Raw genomic sequence first — 17903 nt, forward strand, 5'->3', positions numbered from 1 at the left:
ATGCCGCAGCTCTGTCTGATTGTCGAAGACAATTTCCTGATAGCGATGACCATGCAGGATCTGATGGCCGAGCTGGGATGGGAAACGATCCCGGCCCAAAACGTAGACGAGGCGATGCATGCTTTCGCCGACCAGAGAAAAGTCGATCTTCTCATCACCGACATCCGCATTCCTGGCGGTGATGGAATAACCTTGGCGAAGCTCTTCAAGTCGCTTCAGCCATCCTTGCAGGTGATCTTCGCAACGGGCTGTGTTTTGGAGGAGCTCGAGCAGGCGCGATCGACGGGCTTTCCAGTCCTTACCAAGCCGTTCGATCTCACAATGCTCGAAACGGCGCTCCGGGAGGTGGCGCGCAGCAGTAGCGAGGCAAGGGCAGCGACGCCCGCCTAAGTAGCGGTCCGGCTCTGTGCCGCCGGTCTAGGTCGCGAGGCGCAATGGTATTGTCCAACTCTGGTGTTAGCCTGCTCGCGACTCGAAGCAACAGCTAAGTGGTGGCTGGCCAGTACGGAGGATGCGATGAGCCGCAAGTACATCGACTGCCGTGCGATCCCAAGTGAGATGAATTGCACCATCGCGATTGCGGCGGATACGGAACAAGAACTGCTAGAAGCGGCCGTTCAGCACGCCGTGGCAGTCCACGGACATCAGGACTCGCCAGAGCTGCGCGACATGATTAGGTCGGCTATCCAGGACGGAACGCCGCCGTCCGTCGCCTCGGGTGCGGCGTAGCCGGCCTATTGCTTGGCTATCTTCACAGCAAATGGAGCTGGCCCCAGTTTCGGCCCAGAAACCTACCAGGAGGCATAAATTTGGGCAGAATTCAGAACACTTAAGCTGTTGAAAATTCAGCGTAGGGCTGTGTAGCCAGTCCGTTTACACCGAGGTTGTCGGGGGTCGAGGCCGTTATCGCCCCCAAAGGCTTGCCGAAGCCGTGCAAGTGAACGAACCCGGCACGCCGCATCGTTCTGTGAAATTGACGGGTTGAGGTAAACGGCCCGCCCGGTGGATTAGCGGAGTGCTCTTTGGTTCCAGCCGGCTGGAACACAAGCACAAAAAGAGAACGAAACAGCCCCAATTGCGAACCCTCCGGCTGAGGAGACCTAGCAATTTCAAGACGTTATGTTTGATCCCCTCCCTTCACACGGGAGGGGTCACAGGTTCAATCCCTGTCGCGCCCACCATTTTCCGAAGTTTGAAGCAAGCGCTCAGCTTGTTTCCCCAGACATTCTCAGACGGCGTGTCCGACGAGCATGCCGATTGCGGCGGTGGCCGCCATAGCGAAGGCGCCCCAGAACGTGACCCGTACGGTCGGCCTAAGTATGCCTGCGCCGCCCGCCATGGCCCCAGCGGCTCCAAGCGCCGCCAGGCCTGCCAGGGAGCCGATCGAGACCATCCACACCGTCTTGCCGGCCGGGGCTATGAAGGCGATCGCCAGCGGCATCGCGGCGCCCACGGCGAACATAGCAGCAGACGCCACCGCCGCCTGAACGGGCTTGGCCACAATGTGCGCCGAGAGCCCCAACTCGTCGCGCGCATGCGCCGCAAAGGCGTCCTTGGCGGTCATCTGCTCGGCCACCTGCTTCGCCAACGCCGGCTCCACACCCCTGTTGACGTAGATCTGCGTCAGCTCCTGGAGCTCGGCCGCCGGTTGCTCCGCTAACTCCCGGCGCTCCTTGGCGAGGTCGGCTTCTTCCGTGTCGGACTGGGAACTGACCGAGACATATTCGCCGGCCGCCATGGACATGGCGCCTGCCACGAGGCCCGCGACGCCGGCGACGAGAACTTCGTTCGGCGTACTCGAGGCGTTTGCCACGCCAACCATCAGGCTCGCGGTGGATATGATGCCATCATTCGCTCCGAGCACGGCGGCCCTCAGCCAGCCGATCCGCTCGATCAGATGCGTCTCGCGGTGCACGGCCCGCATCGGCTCCCCCTCTCATCGGCCTTGGGCCGCGTTGAAACCAATCGTTCATCTCGTTGTCGCCACCCGGTCCGCCACACAGCTCCCAGGTTGACGTGCGGACGGTCCAACTCGCCATTGAGGCGCTGGGTAGTCGCTTTTCGCGGACGCCCCAGAGAGTCGCCCGTGCGCCACACCCACCTGACGCCAAGCCGACTCAACCGCCAACGTATCAGGCCTCACGCGGCGGGCGGACGATATATGTCAAGGACGGGTCAAATGGCCTGCCCACGGACCCGGTCCCTGACATGGCCCAACGACAGTCCATTCCTGTCGGGCTTTATTCGGCTCCTTGGAAGGAGCGCGACATGTCCGGCCTCTGGCTCAACTTTACGGTGGCGCTTGCCTTGGGCCTTCTGATCGGCGTCGAGCGCGAACGCTCGAAAGGCGAGGGGCCGACGCGTGGCGCCGCCGGCCTGCGGACATTCGCCATCGCCGCCGTGCTCGGCGCGGTGGCCGTCCACGTGGGTGGTCCATGGGCTCTCATCACGGTGCTCGCCGGCGTGGCGGCCCTGACCGCGGTTGCGTATGCGCGGGACCGCGGTGACGATCCCGGGCTGACGACCGAGGTCGCCCTCCTCGTTACCCCTCTTATCGGCGCCCTGGCGATGAGCGACACCATCCTGGCCGGGGTGCTGGGCGTCGCGACGGCCGTCGTGCTTGCCGCCAAGCGCCCTGTCCATGGCTTCGTGAAGGGGTCCCTCACGGACGCCGAGGTGAAGGACGGCCTTATTTTCGCAATTGCGACTGTGGTCGTCTGGCCCCAGCTCCCGGACCGGCCAATGGGGCCTTACGGAGCTCTCAACCCTCACGCCCTGTGGCTCTTCGTGATCCTGGTGCTCGCGATCGCGGCCTGCGGCCATATCCTGACCCGCATGATCGGGCCGCGTTTTGGGCTGCCTTTGGCGGGCTTCGCGTCCGGTTTTATCTCCAGCACGGCGACGATAGGGTCCATGGGCGGTCTCGCCGCCCGGCATCCCGAGACACTTGGCGCCGCCGTCGCGGGCGCCTCCCTGTCGACGACCGCCACCTTCGCGCAGCTTGCGCTGCTGCTTGCCGTCGCGAGCCGCCCGACTCTCGACGCCATGGCGCTGCCGCTCCTGGCCGGCGGCGCCGTCGCGCTCGGCTACGGCGTCGTCTTCACCGTCCGGGCCGTGACCTCGCAGAACGTCGAGTTGCCCGCCGGCGGCCGCGCTTTCAGCGTGAACGCCGCGCTGATTCTTACGTCTACGCTCGCCCTGATGATGGTGGTGTCGGCCTGGCTGAGGTCCCAGTTCGGCGACACCGGAACGGTTCTAGGAGCAGCCATCGGCGGCCTCATCGACACCCATTCGGCCGCGCTCTCCGTGGCCGCCCTGGCGGCGTCGGGCGGCTTGGCCCCGGCCGACACAGTCCTGCCGGTCCTCGCCGCCATGACAACCAACGCGTTTGCGAAGACCGCCATGGCGGTAGGGACCGGGGAGCGGGCCTTCGTGGCGCGCGTGGCGCCAGGCATCGCCCTTTCACTCGCGGCGGCGTGGCTGGCCGCCTTGCCGGCCCTGAACTTGGGCTAGCCAGGGACTGGAGCCGCTCGCGCCTCGTCACTCCTTCGGCCTAGACGCCGACGACCTCGCCCGGTCCGTGTTCTCCGACCGGCCGTCAGGCGCATCCTTCGGAACAGACCGGCCGTCTGCACGGTTGATCCCCACACACCTGTCGGGAGAGAAACAATGCAGAACAAGACCCTTGCGACCATCGCCCTCACACTCACGTTCGCGGCGCTCACGCCCCTGGCCGCGCAGGCGCAGCGACGCGCGCCGGCCGGTCCGGCGATCAGCGGCGAGAGCACGATGCGCACGGAGACGCCGCGCGCCACCAATCCCACCGTCGGCAACACGCGCGGGCTGAAGCGGATGTTCAACAGCTTCGGATCGAAGCGCGCGCCGCGAGGAGCGTCCAAGCGCGCGCCGCTCTGACGCGTCGGCCCCTATTTCAAACGGCGGAGCTCCACCGGAGGATAGCCCGGTCGGCTCACGCTGAGCTTGTCGCGCTCGAGATAGCCGACGAGCTGCTCCGGGCCGATCGCGAAAACCACCATGTTCCCGGCCACGCTGCGGATCTGCAGGGGCGCCCGCGAAAACGGGCGCTCCTTGTCCATGTTGCCCTGCATGCGCTCGAAATCGATGAGGAGGTAGATCTCGCCTCCCGTCCAGCGCCCGTTAAGCCGCTTGAGAAGGTCGCGCTGCGGGTTCGCCGCCCAAGCATCCCCCGCCAGCCCACCCGCAATCGCGAGGGCCATGCACAGCCGGGCGCATGCTTTGCGGTAATCTCGCGCCATTCAAAATGCGCCTTCGCTCGTACTCTCAGGTAAAAACAAAGCGCGCGAGCGTTGCAGACCTGTGGTGACGCCGATCACGGTTTGATTCAGCCGCATCCACGACATCCACAAATTCGCCCGTTCAAAGCTGGTTAACCTCGTTGACTTTATAATGGCGTATGATCGAATAGCAAAAAAGGCCACCCACGGAGATGAAAAGGACCGTGGGGCCGATGGGGAGGGTTGTTCGATGTGGGTGCTCATTTTTGCGCTCGGTTGTTTGGCTATACTGCTCGAGCTCGCGGCTCGTGCTCCGCTGATCGAAGAAGCCTGATCGGCGGCAGAATTGTCGGTTCGATCTTCTCCGGAGTTGCATCCGGAGCTGCAGCGTTAGCTCGGGAAAGACCGCACGCTGCTGGCCGAGCCGCACCGTGCCGGGCAAGTGAAGCGGACACGCATCCACCGCTTCGGTGAGGCAGCTCGGACCTCTCATAGATTCCTGAAGCGCCGGCGCAGCATCGCCGATCTTTGCGGTGCGGCAATCACGGCGGCGTTTCGCCCGGTCACGCGATTGGCCGGCCGCGCGCCGCATGGTACAGGCCGCTCACCGCCAAAGCGCGGACTTCGAGGGTCAGTGGTGAGCGCAAGGAGCCAAGACGGAGCGATCAAACGCGCAGCCCGCGCGGCCGCGGTGCTCGTCATCGCCTATGGCCTCGTTCTCAGCGCGCTCGTCTCCGCATGGGCGGGCGGACGCCTCGATCCCACGCACGCGCCAGCCATTCTGTGCCTGTCCGCCCCTGACGACAGCGGCTCGCCCCGTCCAGCCGGCTCGGCCCACGACCATTGCCTTGCGGGCCCCTGCCATGCGGGCTGGACACCCGTTCTGCGGCCTCTTTCGGCGGCCGTTCAGCCAGACCGCGCCGTCGCCCTGGCCTTTGCGGGCGCGCCATCCGCGCCGTCGCGGCGCGACGCCTTTCCGCCCGCGTCCCAATCTCGCCCTCGCGCTCCTCCGGCGTCGAACCGCTTCAGCTGAGCCGTTTCGACGATCTTCCACAAAGATAGGGCTCTTGCGCCCCGGAGTTCGCATCCATGATCCGCAATCGCATTCTCGCAGCCGCATGTCTCGCGGGCTGCATCCTCGCCGCGCCCGCCTTCGCGCATGGCTACAAGCTCGGCGACCTTGTGATCGGCCACCCCTGGGCCCGCGCCACGCCGGCCGGCGCTCCCGTTGGAGGGGGCTATCTGACGATCGAGAACACCGGCCAGACGCCCGATCGCCTCGTCTCGATCAGCAGCGACGCGTCTCCGCGCGCGGAAGTCCACCAGATGAGCCAGCAGGACGGAGTCATGACGATGCGCCCGGTCGAAGGCGGCCTCGTGATCCCGCCGGGAGCCAAGGTCGAACTGAAGCCCGGCGGGTACCACGTCATGTTCATGAAGCTGCAGAAGGGACTGGCCGCGGGCGAAACCGTGAAGGCCGTGCTGACCTTCGAGAAGGCTGGCAGCATCCCGGTGGAGTTCATGGTCCAGGCCGTCGGCGCCAAGCCCGCGCCGGCTCAGGCCCCGGGCGAACACGCGACGCATTGAGCCGCAGATTCGCCCCCTCATGCAGCCGTTCAGGCCCTTGAAACGCTCAGGCGACGGCGCTCGTCACCCCATGGTCGAGCGCCGCGACGGCGTCAAAAAGCGCATCGTAATGGTCGATGATCACGTCCGGGCCGAGCTCCGACACCGGCGTGTCGGTGTATCCGAACGTTACCGCCACGGCGGGAAGTCCCGCCGCCCGGGCAGTGTCGATGTCGGTGCGTGAGTCGCCCACCATGATGGCGCGCCGCGGGTCGCCGCCTGCGCGCTCCACCGTAAGGGTCAGGTGACGCGGGTCAGGCTTGGAGTACGCGAAGCTGTCGCGACCGCAGATTGCCGCGAATCGGTCGGCGACGCCGAGCGCGCGCAGCAGCGCAATCGAGTGCAACTCGACCTTGTTGGTGCAAACCGCGAGCCTGTGTCCCGCAGCCTCGAGCCGATCCAGCGACTCCAGGACCCCCGGAAACAGCCGCGTCTTCACGGCGAGGTGTTCGGCGTAGTGGTCGAGGAAATCGACGAAGAGCCGGTCGAGCTTATCCGTGGCGAGATCCCGGCCGCCCAGTGCGAAGCCGCGCTGGATCATGGCCCGCGCACCGGCGCCCACTACATCGCGGGCGCGTTCCACCGGAACGGTGGCGACACCTTCCCGCACCATCAGCACGTTCATGGTCTCGATCAGGTCGGCGGCCGTGTCGGCCAGCGTTCCGTCAAGATCGAAAACAACGGTCGCGCGGTCGTTCAGGATGTGTCTCGCCATCGTGGAGATTTGAAGGATCGCGCCGGACGCGTCAATCGGCGGCCTTAAGTGTCGGTTACCATTCATTAACCATGCCCACCCAGAGTTCCGCCAAGGGCGTGCATCAGCCGCCGCGGGCCGAATCGGCTGCGGGGGCGAGGCGCCGCTAGCGATTAAACGAGGCGACGATGAAGCGGTCTTTCTCCATTCTGCCGGCGATAACTGCGCTGGCGCTGCTTGGCGCAACCGCCCCTGCCCTGGCGGGGCAGTTCGAGTTCATTCCGGCCCCGCAGACCGATCTCAACCGGATCTACCGGATCGACCGGGTGACGGGTGAGGTCGGCGCCTGCCAGTATGGCCAGAAGGAGGGCACCTTCGGCGTCACCCTGTGCTTCCCGGCAGGCGAGGGCGCGGGCAAGCAGGAGCCGTCCGAATACAGCCTGGTTCCGTCACGGCACGAGCGTGAAGGCGGCGTGTTCAGAGTCGACGCGCGCAACGGCGCAATGAGCGTCTGCTACGTATTCGACGAGAAGGTCGTCTGCACGCCTCCCGAGAAGGGCGCCGTCGCCGACCTTGGCGGCCGCACCGGCGCGGCCGATACGACGGGAGCGGTTCGCAAGCCCTGATCCCTCCAACGGCCTGTCTTGCGTGGCAGGCCTTGATCTCGCTGCTTTTCCGGCGCACCGCTGGCGTGCTAGGGGATGCCGTCCCGTTGGCTTGAGGCCACACGGGCGCCCTCTATCGCGGGCGGGCTGACCCGCTCGTCCGAAAAGCGGAACACGGCATGATCGCGCACACCGCGCCCGTCTCTGGACGGCGCATCGAGATCCGTATCTCGGCCTGCTCGGAGAGATCACGGTGAGCCTCGACGCCCTGAAGCGCGAAGCCGCCGCCCGCGCCGTCGCCATTGTCCAGCCCGGCATGCGCCTCGGCCTTGGCACCGGGTCTACAGCCAAACACTTCGTCGATCTGCTCGCCGAGCGTGTTCGCGGCGGCCTGTCGATCGTGGGCGTCCCGACCTCGGAGGCGACGCGCGCCCAGGCGCAGGCTCTCGGCGTGCCGCTCACGACCTTGGACGAGACCCCACAGCTCGATCTCACGGTGGACGGCGCCGATGAACTGGACGGCCGGTTGCGCCTGATCAAGGGCGGCGGCGCCGCGCATCTGCGCGAGAAGATCGTCGCCAACGCGTCGCGCCGGATGATCGTGATCGCAGATGAAACAAAGCGCGTGGAGACGCTCGGACGTTTCCCGCTGCCATTGGAGGTCGTCACCTTCGGGTTGGGCGCAACGCGTATCGCCATCGGCAAAGCCTTGGCTGCGTCCGGCTGCGCCGGCGAGCTCACCATCCGCAAGCGTCAGGATGGCTCCGTCGTGCTCACCGACAGCGGCAATCTCGTGCTAGACGCCGCGCTGGGGCGCATTCCCGATCCGGATGATCTGGCGGCCCGGCTCGACGCCATTCCCGGGCTCGTGGAGCACGGACTTTTCATCGGCCTGGCGAACGCCGCCATCCTGGCGACGGCGTCCGGCATCGAAATTATCGGGGATCTCGGTTGATCCGTGACCCCGGCCTTCCCTCGTCGCGCCCGTCGCGGCCGTCAGACAGGAGACGCATCGTGTCGTTCACAGCAGCTTTCAATCCCCGCTCCGCCCTCGCGGCCGCGGCAATCGCCCTGGCGCTTTCAACCGCTCCTGCGCTGGCCCAGCAGCCCGCCGCCACGCATCTGGCGGTGGCGCGCGAAGTGGTCGTCGCGTCCGGCCTGTCGCGCTCCTTCGAGGCGATGGTTCCCCAGTTCATGGAGCAGATGAAGTCCAGCCTGCTCACGACTCGCCCGGAGATCACCAAGGATCTGAACGAGGTTTTGGCGAAGCTCAAACCCGAATTCGAGTCGCAGCGCGAGGACATCCTCAACGCGGCGGCGCGCACCTTCGCGGGGCGCATGAGCGAGCCTGAGCTCAAGGACGTCGCGGCCTTCTACAAGTCCGCCTCGGGCCAGAAGTACGTTTCAGTCCAGCCGCAGGTCATGGATGACCTGTTCGGCCAGATGCAGGCATGGAGCCAGCGCCTGTCCGAATTCATGATCGGCCGGGTCCGCGCCGAGATGAAGACCCGGGGCGTCCAGCTCTAGAGCGGATGTTTGCAGGATCGGCTTGGGCGAACGGCGTAGGGCAGGTGGAGATCCTCGATGGCGGGCTATGATGTCGACCTTTTCGTCATCGGGGCCGGGTCCGGCGGCGTTCGCGCCAGCCGGATCGCGGCCGGCTACGGCGCGCGGGTCATGGTCGCCGAAGAGCATCGTATCGGCGGCACCTGCGTCATCCGGGGCTGCGTGCCGAAGAAGCTCTACGTCTATGCGAGCCGCTACGCGGCGGAGTTCGACGAAGCCGCCGGCTTCGGCTGGGACGTGCCGGAGCCACGTTTCGATTTCGGCAAGCTGAAGGCCGCCAAGGACCGCGAAATCGTGCGACTCGAGGGCGCTTACCGCGCAAACCTCGAGCGCTCGGGCGCGCAGGCGATCGCGAGCCGCGCCGTCATCGAGGATCCGCATACGGTGCGGCTGCTCTCCGACGGCCGCCGCATCACGGCGGAGCGCATCCTGGTCGCGGTCGGCGCCCATCCATTCGTCCCTGAGGCGATGAAGGGCTGCGACGTCATCGAGACATCGAACGATATCTTCGAATGGGAAAGCCTGCCGAAATCCGTCGTGATCGCGGGCGGCGGCTACATCGCGGTGGAATTCGCCTGCCTGCTCGCTCGTCTCGGCTCGGACGTGACGCTCGTCCTGCGCGCCGACAAGGTGCTGCGCGGCTTCGACGAGGACCTGCGGGACGCCCTCATGGCGCAACTGCCGTTCTCGGGCGTACGAGTCATCACGCAGGCAGAGATCGCCAGCATCGACGGCCGCATCGGCAATCTGGCGGTCAACCTCACCAATGACCAGTCGATCGCCTGTGAGAGGGTTGTCTACGCGACTGGCCGCGTGCCCAACACGGCCGGTCTCGGTCTGGAAGCCGCCGGCGTCGAGCTCGACGTGGCGGGAGCGATCCGGGTGGACCGCCACTCGCAAAGCTCCACGCCGTCCATCTTCGCCGTCGGCGATGTCACCAACCGCGTGAACCTCACGCCGGTGGCGATCCGGGAGGGGCACGCCTTCGCGGACACGGTTTTTGGCGGCCGGCCCACCGAGGTCGATCACGCCCTGGTGCCCTCCGCGGTTTTCACCACGCCCGAGATCGGGTCAGTCGGTCTCACCGAGGCGCAGGCGCGAGCCCGTTGCGAGATCACACTCTTCAAGACCTCGTTCCGGCAGATCAAGGCTACCCTGTCGGGTTCGCAGGAGCGCACCTTCATGAAGATCATCGTCGACAAGGCGACGGATCGCGTGCTCGGCGTGCACATCATGGGCGAGGGGGCGGGCGAGATGATCCAGTGCGTCGGCATCGCGGTGCGCATGGGCGCCACCAAGCGCGATTTCGACATGACGATGGCGGTTCACCCCACATCGGCCGAGGAACTCGTCACCCTGCGATCGCCCTGGGAGCCGCCCGCCGGGGCCTGACAAAAGCAACTGCTCACCAGAAAATACTCGTTTTAAGATATATTCATCGAACAAATTAACAGAAAGGCGAGTGGTTATACCTACCCTGGGTTGTAGTCAGGTCCAGGAGTATCGACCTTGAGTACGCCGGCTCGTTTTGCTCGCGACCCCAGTGGTGCGGCTGCGGTCATTTTCGCCATTCTGATCGTGCCGTTGATGATGGCGCTGGGCGCCGCCGTCGACTACTCGCGCGCCAACGCCTCCCGGACCGCGCTCCAGGCCATCACGGACTCGACAGCCCTCGCGCTGACCAATCCGCGCTACACGCCTGAGGTCATCCAGTACCAGGCGGAGCAGATCCTGAACGCCGAGGTGCAGGACAAATACGCATTCCTGGGCGGCATCGTGATCAAGGCCAGTCTGGCCAACGATGGACGGTCGGTCACGGTCTCGGCCAGCACGGTGGTGAAGAACAACTTCATGTCCCGCTTCGGCAACGACGTGACCGGGATTTCGGCCGTCGCGCAGGCCTTCCGCGCCGTCACCGGCAGCGTCGAACTCGTGCTGGTGCTCGACACGACCAATTCGATGAACGATCCCGGCAAGAACAAGCTGTCGACGCTGAAGACGGCCGCCAACACGATGGTCGACACGCTCACGGCCGACAAAAACGCCGACGTGAAGATCGGGGTGGTCCCGTTCGCCAATTACGTCAATGTTGGCCTGTCGAACCGCAATCAGCCATGGATCAGCGGCGCTTCGGATTACACCACGAACATCTGCACGCCGGAGAGCTGCAACATGGTCACGCCAGTGACCAAGACCTACGACTGCGTCACGACGCAGAAGATCGGCTACAACGATGGCATCCCGTACACTTATAATTCGACTTCCTGCAAGTACGAGTACGGCACGCCTTACCAGCAGTGCACGCCCGCCAAGTGCACGGATTACAAATACAAGTGGAACGGCTGCGTTCTGTCGCGCCCATACCCGTTGAACCTGACTGATGACGTCGCGATCACGCCTTATCCGGCGTTCATGACGCAGACCGGCGGCACCCCCGGCAAGTGCGCGACCGAGTTGCAGCCGTTGACCAAGAACTATGGGCAGATCAAATCGACAATCAGCAATCTGTCGGCGACAGGCGAAACCTACATCCCGGCCGGCCTGGTCTGGGGCCTAAACGTGCTCTCGCCTTCCGAGCCGTTCAGCGAAGCCACCGCCTACGACTCCGCCAACAGGCTGCCCCGGAAGGTGATGGTGTTCATGACGGACGGCGTCAACACCAAGTCGATGAACACGACCTCGCTGAAGCACGACGGCTCCAACCGCACCCAGGCCGACACCTACACCAAGGCTTTGTGCAGCAACATCAAGAACAAGGGCATCGAGATCTACAGCATCGCCCTGATGGTGGATGACGCAGCGGCCAAGACCATGCTGCAGAACTGCGCGTCCGGCGCCGACCACTACTTCGACGCGACGAATTCAGCCATGCTGACCTCGGTGTTCTCGCAGATCGCGGTGTCGCTGCAGACCACATATCTCGGCAAGTAGAACCGCGCGGGTAGGCCCGCGACTTGAAACGACAATGGCCGGGTCATCCCCGGCCATTGTGCGTTCAGAGCCGTTGAACGTCGCTCACAGCCAGGCGTCGTCCGTCTCTGGCGCGCGGCGGCGCGGCTTCGCCTTGACGGTAGGCATCTGCGTCGGCGTGCCGGTCACCACCACGCGCGCTCCCACCGACACGCGGTCATAGAGGTCGATCACGTCCTGGTTGATCATCCGGATGCAGCCCGACGACACGCTCTTGCCGATCGTCCAGGGCTCCACGGTGCCGTGGATCCGGTACAGCGTGTCCTTGTTGCCCTGCCACAGGTAAAGCGCCCGCGCGCCGAGCGGGTTGCCAGGGCCGCCATGCATGCCGACGCCGCTTTGCAGGTCCGACATCTTGGCCGCCAGGTCCGGCTGGCGCTCCAGCATCTCCTTGGGCGGGTACCAGTCCGGCCAGGCCTGCTTGTTGCGGATGTCCGCCACGCCCGCCCAGCCGAACCCGCTGCGGCCGACGCCCACGCCGTAGCGGATCGCCGTGCCGTCGCCGTTCACCAGGTAAAGGTAGTGGCTGCGCGGATCCACGATGATGGTCCCGGGCGCCTCCACGCTGTCATACGCCACCGTGCGCCGATGGAATGCCGCCGGCACGGTGTCCGACCGCAGCCCGGGCACCGGGAAGGGCTCGCCCGGCACGGGGCCGTACATTCCGCTGTCGACGCCGGCGTCCGACGGCGGCCGAGGCCGCTGCCGCGGCGCGGGGTAGAGCCCGTAGAGGTCGCCAGAGCCCGGCCGCGCGCTCGGCCCCCACACGGCCTGCGCGACCGCCTGCGTCCCTGTCGCGGCAGCCGCGAGAGCACCCAGCACCACAGCCCTGCGATCCATTCCGGCCATGCTGGCCCCCTTACGCTCGTTCTGAACCGATGTTGTGACGTCACAACGCGCCGCGAGGCTCTTCCGTTGCGGAATGTGCATTCCGCGAGCGGCTGAATCTTGGCGACGGCGGCATGGTGGTCTCATTTCGAAGCATCCGCCGCCTGTCCGGGTGGCGCAAGCTCCGCCTCTTCTGTATAAGGCCCGCTTCCTGAAGGTGTATGCCCACCCTGGTCAAGGGGCCACGGATGGGGGAGGAGAGGGTGATGAGCGAGCGTTGGACGCCGTCGAGCTGGAGAGACAAGCCCATCCAGCAGGTCCCGGCCTATCCGAACATGGATGAGCTGAAGGCCGTCGAGGCGCAGCTCGCCGGCTTTCCGCCGCTCGTTTTTGCCGGCGAGGCGCGCAAGCTCAAGCGGGCGTTGGGCAAGGTCGCGGCCGGCGAGGCGTTCCTGCTGCAGGGCGGCGACTGCGCCGAATCCTTCGGCGAGCATTCGGCCGACAACATCCGCGATTTCTTCCGCCTCTTCCTCCAGATGGCGGTCGTGCTCACCTTCGCGGGCTCGTCCCCGGTCGTGAAGGTCGGCCGCATCGCCGGCCAGTTCGCCAAGCCGCGCTCGGCGCCCAACGAAACCGTGGGCGGCGTCGAGTTGCCGAGCTATCGCGGGGACATCGTCAATGGCATCGAGTTCACGCCCGAGGCCCGCGTGCCCGATCCGCGGCGGCAGATGGAGGCCTACCGCCAGTCTGCCGCCACGCTGAACCTGCTGCGCGCCTTCGCGACTGGCGGATACGCCAATCTCGAGAACGCGCATCGCTGGATGCTCGGCTTCGTCAAGGACAGCCCCCAGTCGGGCCGCTACGAGGAGCTTTCGGGCCGGATCACCGAGACGATCGACTTCATGCGGGCGATCGGCCTCGATCCGGAAGCGCATCCCGAGATGCGCACCACCGATTTCTATACCTCGCACGAGGCGCTGCTGCTCGGCTTCGAGCAGGCCATGACGCGCGTCGATTCGACGACGGGCGACTGGTACGCCACCTCCGGCCACATGATCTGGATCGGCGACCGCACCCGCCAGCCCGATCACGCCCACGTCGAATACTGCCGCGGCGTCCGCAACCCCATCGGCCTGAAATGCGGCCCGTCGCTGAAGCCCGACGAGCTTATCAAGCTGATCGACCTGCTCAACCCGCAGGACGAGGCCGGCCGGCTCACGCTGATCTGCCGCTTCGGGGCCGAAAAGGCCGCCGAGCACCTGCCCGCGCTGGTGCGCGCCGTGAAGCGGGAAGGCCGCACCGTGGTGTGGTCCTGCGATCCCATGCACGGCAACACCGTGAAGGCCGCCACCGGCTACAAGACCCGCCCGTTCGACCTGATTCTCGCCGAAGTGCGCGACTTCTTCGCCGTGCACCAGGCCGAGGGAACGCATGCGGGCGGCATCCACCTGGAGATGACCGGCAAGAACGTCACCGAGTGCACGGGCGGCGCCCGCGCCATATCGGACACGGACCTGCACGATCGCTACCACACCTATTGTGACCCGCGTCTCAACGCCGAGCAGGCGCTCGAGCTCGCCTTCCTGGTGGCCGAGCAGCTCAAGCGCGAGCGCATTGCGCGCGGTCGGCCCATGGTTGAAGCGGCCGAGTGACAGCCGCGAACTCCAAAAGCAAAACGGCGCCCGCGAGGCGCCGTTTTCGTCTCGGTGAAGAGAGGGTCAGTACTTGACGCCCGCGCCCAGCCGGAACGAGTTGGCCGAGGTCGTCGCGCCCTTGTAGGACGCCATCGCGATGTGCTGGTACTCGGCGCGCAACAGCACGTTGTCCAGCACGGCCCAATCCACGCCCACGCCGATCGCGCCGCCGTAGTTGTAGCCGGACTTCACCACCGACGCATTGCGATTCAGGGGCCCGACATTCACGCCCGTGATGGCGCCTGTCGCAGGGTCGAGCGTCAGCTCGTTGTAAACGCTGGTGTACTGGGCGGAGAGGCGCTGCTTCGCGACCACCGCGCCCAACGTGGCGTAGGGCAGGAAACGGCCGAACGCGTAGCCCCCGCGCAACTTGAAGATGGCGTAGTCGCCGAGTTGCGACCGGGCCGACGACGTATAGTCGATTGCGTCAGCCAGTGTCGTCGAACTCGCCCGGCGCGCCGCATCGCTGATCGAGCTCGCGCCGACCAGCTTGTCCTTGAGATGCGTGTAGTCCAGCTCGAAGCCCACCACGGCGTCGTCAAACAGCATGTTGTAGCCGACGAACCCGCCGAGGTGCATCTGCTGGTCGGAAGGGTTCTCGCCGAGCCGCACCATGCTTTCGGCCAGCGGCAGAGCGGTCTTGTTGTAGTAGGCGTCATTGACCAGGGTCTTGCCGAGGCCCGTCGTCTTGAAGTCGGCCGTGGTCGCGCCGGCATGGATGCCGCCATAGAGGCCGCCCCAGTTGAAGTCCTCCGCCGGACCCGGGAGCCGCCCAGCTGGCAGCGGGGGCATCATGTAGTCCGCTGCGGAAGCGAGTGTGGGAGCTGCAATCAAAAGGGCGACGAGAGACGCGAACCGCATGGGATGAACCCTTGCCTCAATGGGGGCGCATGCGCCCGAAGAACCTGCAAACAATTGATAGACAGGTAACCTTACTGGCCGGTTAAGGCGGCGCCCCCACGCCGTTGCGCGCGCCTCCTGTGTCCGTCATAAGCGGTCCATGAACACGCCTGTCGTCCGTTTCGCGCCATCGCCCACCGGGCGCCTGCATATCGGCAATGCCCGCCCGGCGCTGCTGAATGCGCTTTTCGCCCGCCGCAACGGCGGTCGGTTGATCCTGCGCTTCGACGACACCGACAAGGAGCGGTCGCGCGCCGAATACGCCGACGCCATCGTGACCGACCTCGCCTGGCTGGGCGTCGAACCCGACCTGACGGTGCGCCAGTCGGACCGCATCCCGCTCTATGACAAAGCCGCTGACCGGTTGCGCGCGCAGGGCCGCCTCTACGCCTGCTACGAAACCGAGGATGAGCTCGACCGCCGTCGCAAGCGTCAGGCCGCACGCGGCTTGCCGCCGATCTACGATCGCGCCGCGCTGAAACTGACGGAGGCGGAGCGCCAGGCTTTCGAGGCCGAGGGCCGCCGGCCGCATTGGCGCTTCCTGCTGGACCATCGCACGGTGGAGTGGGACGACCTCGTGCGCGGCCCCTGCCACATCGACGGCGCGTCCCTGTCGGATCCCGTGCTGGTCCGCGCAGACGGGTCCTATCTCTACACGCTGCCCTCGGTGGTGGATGACGTCGACCTGGGCGTCACGCACGTGATCCGCGGCGAGGATCACGTCACCAACACGGCCGTGCAGATCCAGATCATCGAGGCGCTGGCCGGAGCCGCGAAGGTCCCGGCCTTCGGGCACCACAACCTGCTCACCACCGCGAGCGGGGAGGGGCTCTCCAAGCGCCTCGGCCACCTGTCGCTCGGCTCCTTGCGCGAGCAGGGCGTGGAGCCGCTGGCCGTCGCCGCGCTCGCCGTGCTGGTGGGCTCTGCAGAGGCTGTGCGCCCCGTCCGCAGCCTCGACGAACTGGCACAGCTGGTCGACATCGCACGCCTTTCGCGCGCGCCGGCGCGCTTCGATGAGGCGGAGCTGCACGCCCTCAACGCCAAGGTGCTGCATCACCTGGAATATGCCGACGTCCGCGACCGTCTGGCCGCCAGGGGCGCGCCGGACGGCGAAGCCTTTTGGCTCGCGATCCGCGGCAACTGCGCGGTGTTCGCGGATGTCGGCGGCTGGTCGGCGGTCGTGACCGGACCCTTGGCGCCCGTGGTTGAAGACCCGGCTTTCTGCGCCGCCGCCGCCGCCGTGCTTCCGCCCGAGCCCTGGGACGCGAACACCTGGGCCGCCTGGACCAAGAACGTCGCGCAGGACACCGGCCGCAAGGGCAAAGCCCTTTTCATGCCGCTGCGCCTCGCCCTCACGGGACTGGACCACGGCCCGGAGCTGAAAGCCCTGCTGCCACTGATCGGCCGCGCCCGCGCGCTTGCGCGCCTGAACGGCGAAACGGCCTGAAACCGCCGTCCAGCGGGCCGCTGCGGCGCTCCACCCCGGGTCTCAGCGCGACGAGCCGGCTCAGTTCCCCAACGCTCCGCGCGGCACGCCGGCGGGCGGCAGCACGATCGGCGGCGCAAGCGGCGGCAAGGTCTCTGAGCGCACCGCGCCGGGCGGAGTGGACGGGTTGGCGCGAGGGCGCGACGGGGCGGCCGGAGCGGCGGCGGGATTGAGCGTCGAAGAATCCACGCCCGCCGTGCCGGGAGGCCCACCGCGCGGCACGGCCGCCGAAGGCGACTGAACAGATGCCGCCCCGGGCGGAGCGGAAGGCGGTCGCGGAGCGACGCCGGGGGGCGGTGCAACAGCCGTCCGCGGCCGGGCCGGAGCCGCCCCGCCCGCCGGAGCCGGGTCTTTCGGCCTGGCCATTTCCTGCGATTGCTGCTCGGTCACCGTCACATCGCCGGCGCGGCCGCCGACCAGCTTCTCGGCTTCGGCGAGAGCCTGGACCCAGCTCTGGCCGTCCTTGCGGCACGTGCAGGTGGAGTCGAAGCTCTTGCGGTATTTGAAGGCGTTCGGCAGCGACGTGTAGGGCGTGCCCGCCAGGGACACGGCCGCATCCGCCTCGCGGCCGGCCGGCTGCACGAAGAGCTCCACCTCGGCGTTCGGGCAGGAGGCCTGGCACAGGCTGGCGTCGAGCTCGAACCGCCCGCGATTGGCGTACTGGCTGACCGGGAAGTAGAACCCGTCGCACTTGCGAACGCACAACGTCTTGCCCGCGCTGGCCACGCCCGAAGCGCCATCCGCCTGCGGCTGCTGCTGCAGTTCGTCCGGGATCGTGGGCGTTTCGCCGCCAGGCGAGCCGAACAACTGCTCGAACAGCCCGGGCTGGCGCCCGGAAGCCGGACCGGGCGCGACCCCGCGGCAATTGGCGTCGAACGCGGCCGAGAGAGACGCACGCTGCGCTTCCACCGAGCCGCCGGCGCGCTGCAGTTGCGAGTCGAGCTGCGCGAGCCCGGCTTCCAGGCTGTTGATCCGGCTTTCCAGCGACGGGCATTCGGCCGGCGGCGCGTCGCCGAAGATGAAGAAGCGTTGCCGCTGGCAGCCGATCGACCGTGCATACGCGACCGTGCGGTTCACCTCGTTCCGCTGGCGCTGCATCTGGTCCAGGATCTGCTGTCGTTGTCCCGCAGGGCCGGCGCGGTCGAGGGCCGCGAGATCGGCTCGCAGGCGGTCACAGTAGCCCTGCTGCTGCGCAAGGGCTGGCCCGGTTGCGAGCGCCAATCCGAACAGCGCGCCCGCAAGCCCGCCCAATCTGGAGATGAAGGCCATGTTTCCTGT

Annotated in this window: 18 protein-coding genes; 12 read left to right on the top strand and 6 right to left on the bottom strand. The window is 66.6% G+C overall.

Translation table 11 applies throughout. The annotated features are described in order from the left end of the window. Positions 1-390 (top strand): response regulator, encoded by a 390-nt coding sequence (locus IEV99_RS07445; protein WP_188517032.1) that lies wholly within the window; start codon positions 1-3, stop codon positions 388-390. A gap of 126 nt (positions 391-516) precedes the next feature. Next, positions 517-729, top strand: a complete 213-nt coding sequence (locus tag IEV99_RS07450; protein WP_188517033.1) for a DUF1059 domain-containing protein — start codon at positions 517-519, stop codon at positions 727-729. Between the two features lie 499 nt (positions 730-1228). Here IEV99_RS07450 and IEV99_RS07455 read toward each other — a convergent pair whose 3' ends face one another. Further along, positions 1229-1924: a VIT1/CCC1 transporter family protein gene (locus IEV99_RS07455; RefSeq protein WP_188517034.1), complete on the bottom strand. Its 696-nt coding sequence runs from the start codon at positions 1922-1924 to the stop codon at positions 1229-1231. Positions 1925-2268: 344 nt separating this feature from the next. On the opposite strand from IEV99_RS07455, the gene IEV99_RS07460 reads away from it, so the two are divergent. Continuing rightward, positions 2269-3513, top strand: a complete 1245-nt coding sequence (locus IEV99_RS07460) for an MgtC/SapB family protein (RefSeq protein ID WP_188517035.1) — start codon at positions 2269-2271, stop codon at positions 3511-3513. Between the two features lie 156 nt (positions 3514-3669). After that, entirely contained in the window at positions 3670-3915 is a 246-nt protein-coding gene (locus IEV99_RS07465; protein ID WP_188517036.1) for a hypothetical protein, read from the top strand. An 11-nt stretch (positions 3916-3926) separates the two neighbouring features. Here the strand turns inward: IEV99_RS07465 and IEV99_RS07470 are convergent, their stop codons facing one another. Continuing rightward, positions 3927-4238 carry a hypothetical protein gene (locus IEV99_RS07470; RefSeq protein ID WP_188517037.1) on the bottom strand — a complete coding sequence of 104 codons (312 nt, stop codon included), beginning with the start codon at positions 4236-4238 and terminating at the stop codon, positions 3927-3929. 1107 nt (positions 4239-5345) lie between these two features. Here IEV99_RS07470 and IEV99_RS07475 point away from each other — a divergent pair. Beyond that, on the top strand, positions 5346-5843 hold the full coding sequence (locus IEV99_RS07475; RefSeq protein ID WP_188517038.1) for a copper chaperone PCu(A)C: 498 nt from the start codon (positions 5346-5348) through the stop codon (positions 5841-5843). A 46-nt stretch (positions 5844-5889) separates the two neighbouring features. On the opposite strand, the gene gph is transcribed toward IEV99_RS07475, so the two are convergent. Next, positions 5890-6597 (bottom strand): phosphoglycolate phosphatase, encoded by a 708-nt coding sequence (gene gph / locus IEV99_RS07480; RefSeq protein WP_188517039.1) that lies wholly within the window; start codon positions 6595-6597, stop codon positions 5890-5892. A 167-nt stretch (positions 6598-6764) separates the two neighbouring features. On the opposite strand from gph, the gene IEV99_RS07485 reads away from it, so the two are divergent. The 5 genes from IEV99_RS07485 (at position 6765) to IEV99_RS07505 (ending at position 11678) form a co-directional block, all read left to right on the top strand. Beyond that, the gene (locus IEV99_RS07485; protein ID WP_244643649.1) at positions 6765-7202 is read left to right on the top strand and encodes a hypothetical protein; all 438 of its coding nucleotides are present in this window, start codon (positions 6765-6767) and stop codon (positions 7200-7202) included. A 232-nt stretch (positions 7203-7434) separates the two neighbouring features. Continuing rightward, on the top strand, positions 7435-8136 hold the full coding sequence (gene rpiA / locus IEV99_RS07490) for a ribose-5-phosphate isomerase RpiA (RefSeq protein WP_188517040.1): 702 nt from the start codon (positions 7435-7437) through the stop codon (positions 8134-8136). Positions 8137-8195: 59 nt separating this feature from the next. Continuing rightward, positions 8196-8708: a DUF2059 domain-containing protein gene (locus tag IEV99_RS07495; RefSeq protein WP_188517041.1), complete on the top strand. Its 513-nt coding sequence runs from the start codon at positions 8196-8198 to the stop codon at positions 8706-8708. Positions 8709-8765: 57 nt separating this feature from the next. After that, positions 8766-10139, top strand: coding sequence for a glutathione-disulfide reductase (gene gorA, locus IEV99_RS07500; RefSeq protein ID WP_188517042.1), 1374 nt, complete (start codon positions 8766-8768; stop codon positions 10137-10139). A gap of 117 nt (positions 10140-10256) precedes the next feature. Continuing rightward, complete coding sequence (locus tag IEV99_RS07505; protein ID WP_188517043.1) at positions 10257-11678, top strand: TadE/TadG family type IV pilus assembly protein; 1422 nt, start codon at positions 10257-10259, stop codon at positions 11676-11678. A gap of 84 nt (positions 11679-11762) precedes the next feature. On the opposite strand, the gene IEV99_RS07510 is transcribed toward IEV99_RS07505, so the two are convergent. Beyond that, positions 11763-12566 (bottom strand): L,D-transpeptidase, encoded by an 804-nt coding sequence (locus tag IEV99_RS07510; protein WP_188517044.1) that lies wholly within the window; start codon positions 12564-12566, stop codon positions 11763-11765. Between the two features lie 245 nt (positions 12567-12811). On the opposite strand from IEV99_RS07510, the gene IEV99_RS07515 reads away from it, so the two are divergent. After that, positions 12812-14197: a class II 3-deoxy-7-phosphoheptulonate synthase gene (locus tag IEV99_RS07515; protein WP_188517045.1), complete on the top strand. Its 1386-nt coding sequence runs from the start codon at positions 12812-12814 to the stop codon at positions 14195-14197. A gap of 66 nt (positions 14198-14263) precedes the next feature. Here the strand turns inward: IEV99_RS07515 and IEV99_RS07520 are convergent, their stop codons facing one another. After that, positions 14264-15031, bottom strand: a complete 768-nt coding sequence (locus IEV99_RS07520; RefSeq protein ID WP_188517046.1) for an outer membrane protein — start codon at positions 15029-15031, stop codon at positions 14264-14266. A gap of 208 nt (positions 15032-15239) precedes the next feature. Here IEV99_RS07520 and gltX point away from each other — a divergent pair, with 208 nt between their 5' ends. Then, positions 15240-16586 (top strand): glutamate--tRNA ligase, encoded by a 1347-nt coding sequence (gltX, locus tag IEV99_RS07525; protein ID WP_188517047.1) that lies wholly within the window; start codon positions 15240-15242, stop codon positions 16584-16586. Positions 16587-16646: 60 nt separating this feature from the next. On the opposite strand, the gene IEV99_RS07530 is transcribed toward gltX, so the two are convergent. Then, positions 16647-17894 carry a DUF2865 domain-containing protein gene (locus IEV99_RS07530; RefSeq protein ID WP_188517048.1) on the bottom strand — a complete coding sequence of 416 codons (1248 nt, stop codon included), beginning with the start codon at positions 17892-17894 and terminating at the stop codon, positions 16647-16649. Between the last annotated feature and the right edge of the window lie 9 nt (positions 17895-17903).

The organism is Alsobacter metallidurans (genome assembly GCF_014636935.1).
Taxonomy (GTDB): Bacteria; Pseudomonadota; Alphaproteobacteria; order Rhizobiales; family Beijerinckiaceae; genus Alsobacter; species Alsobacter metallidurans.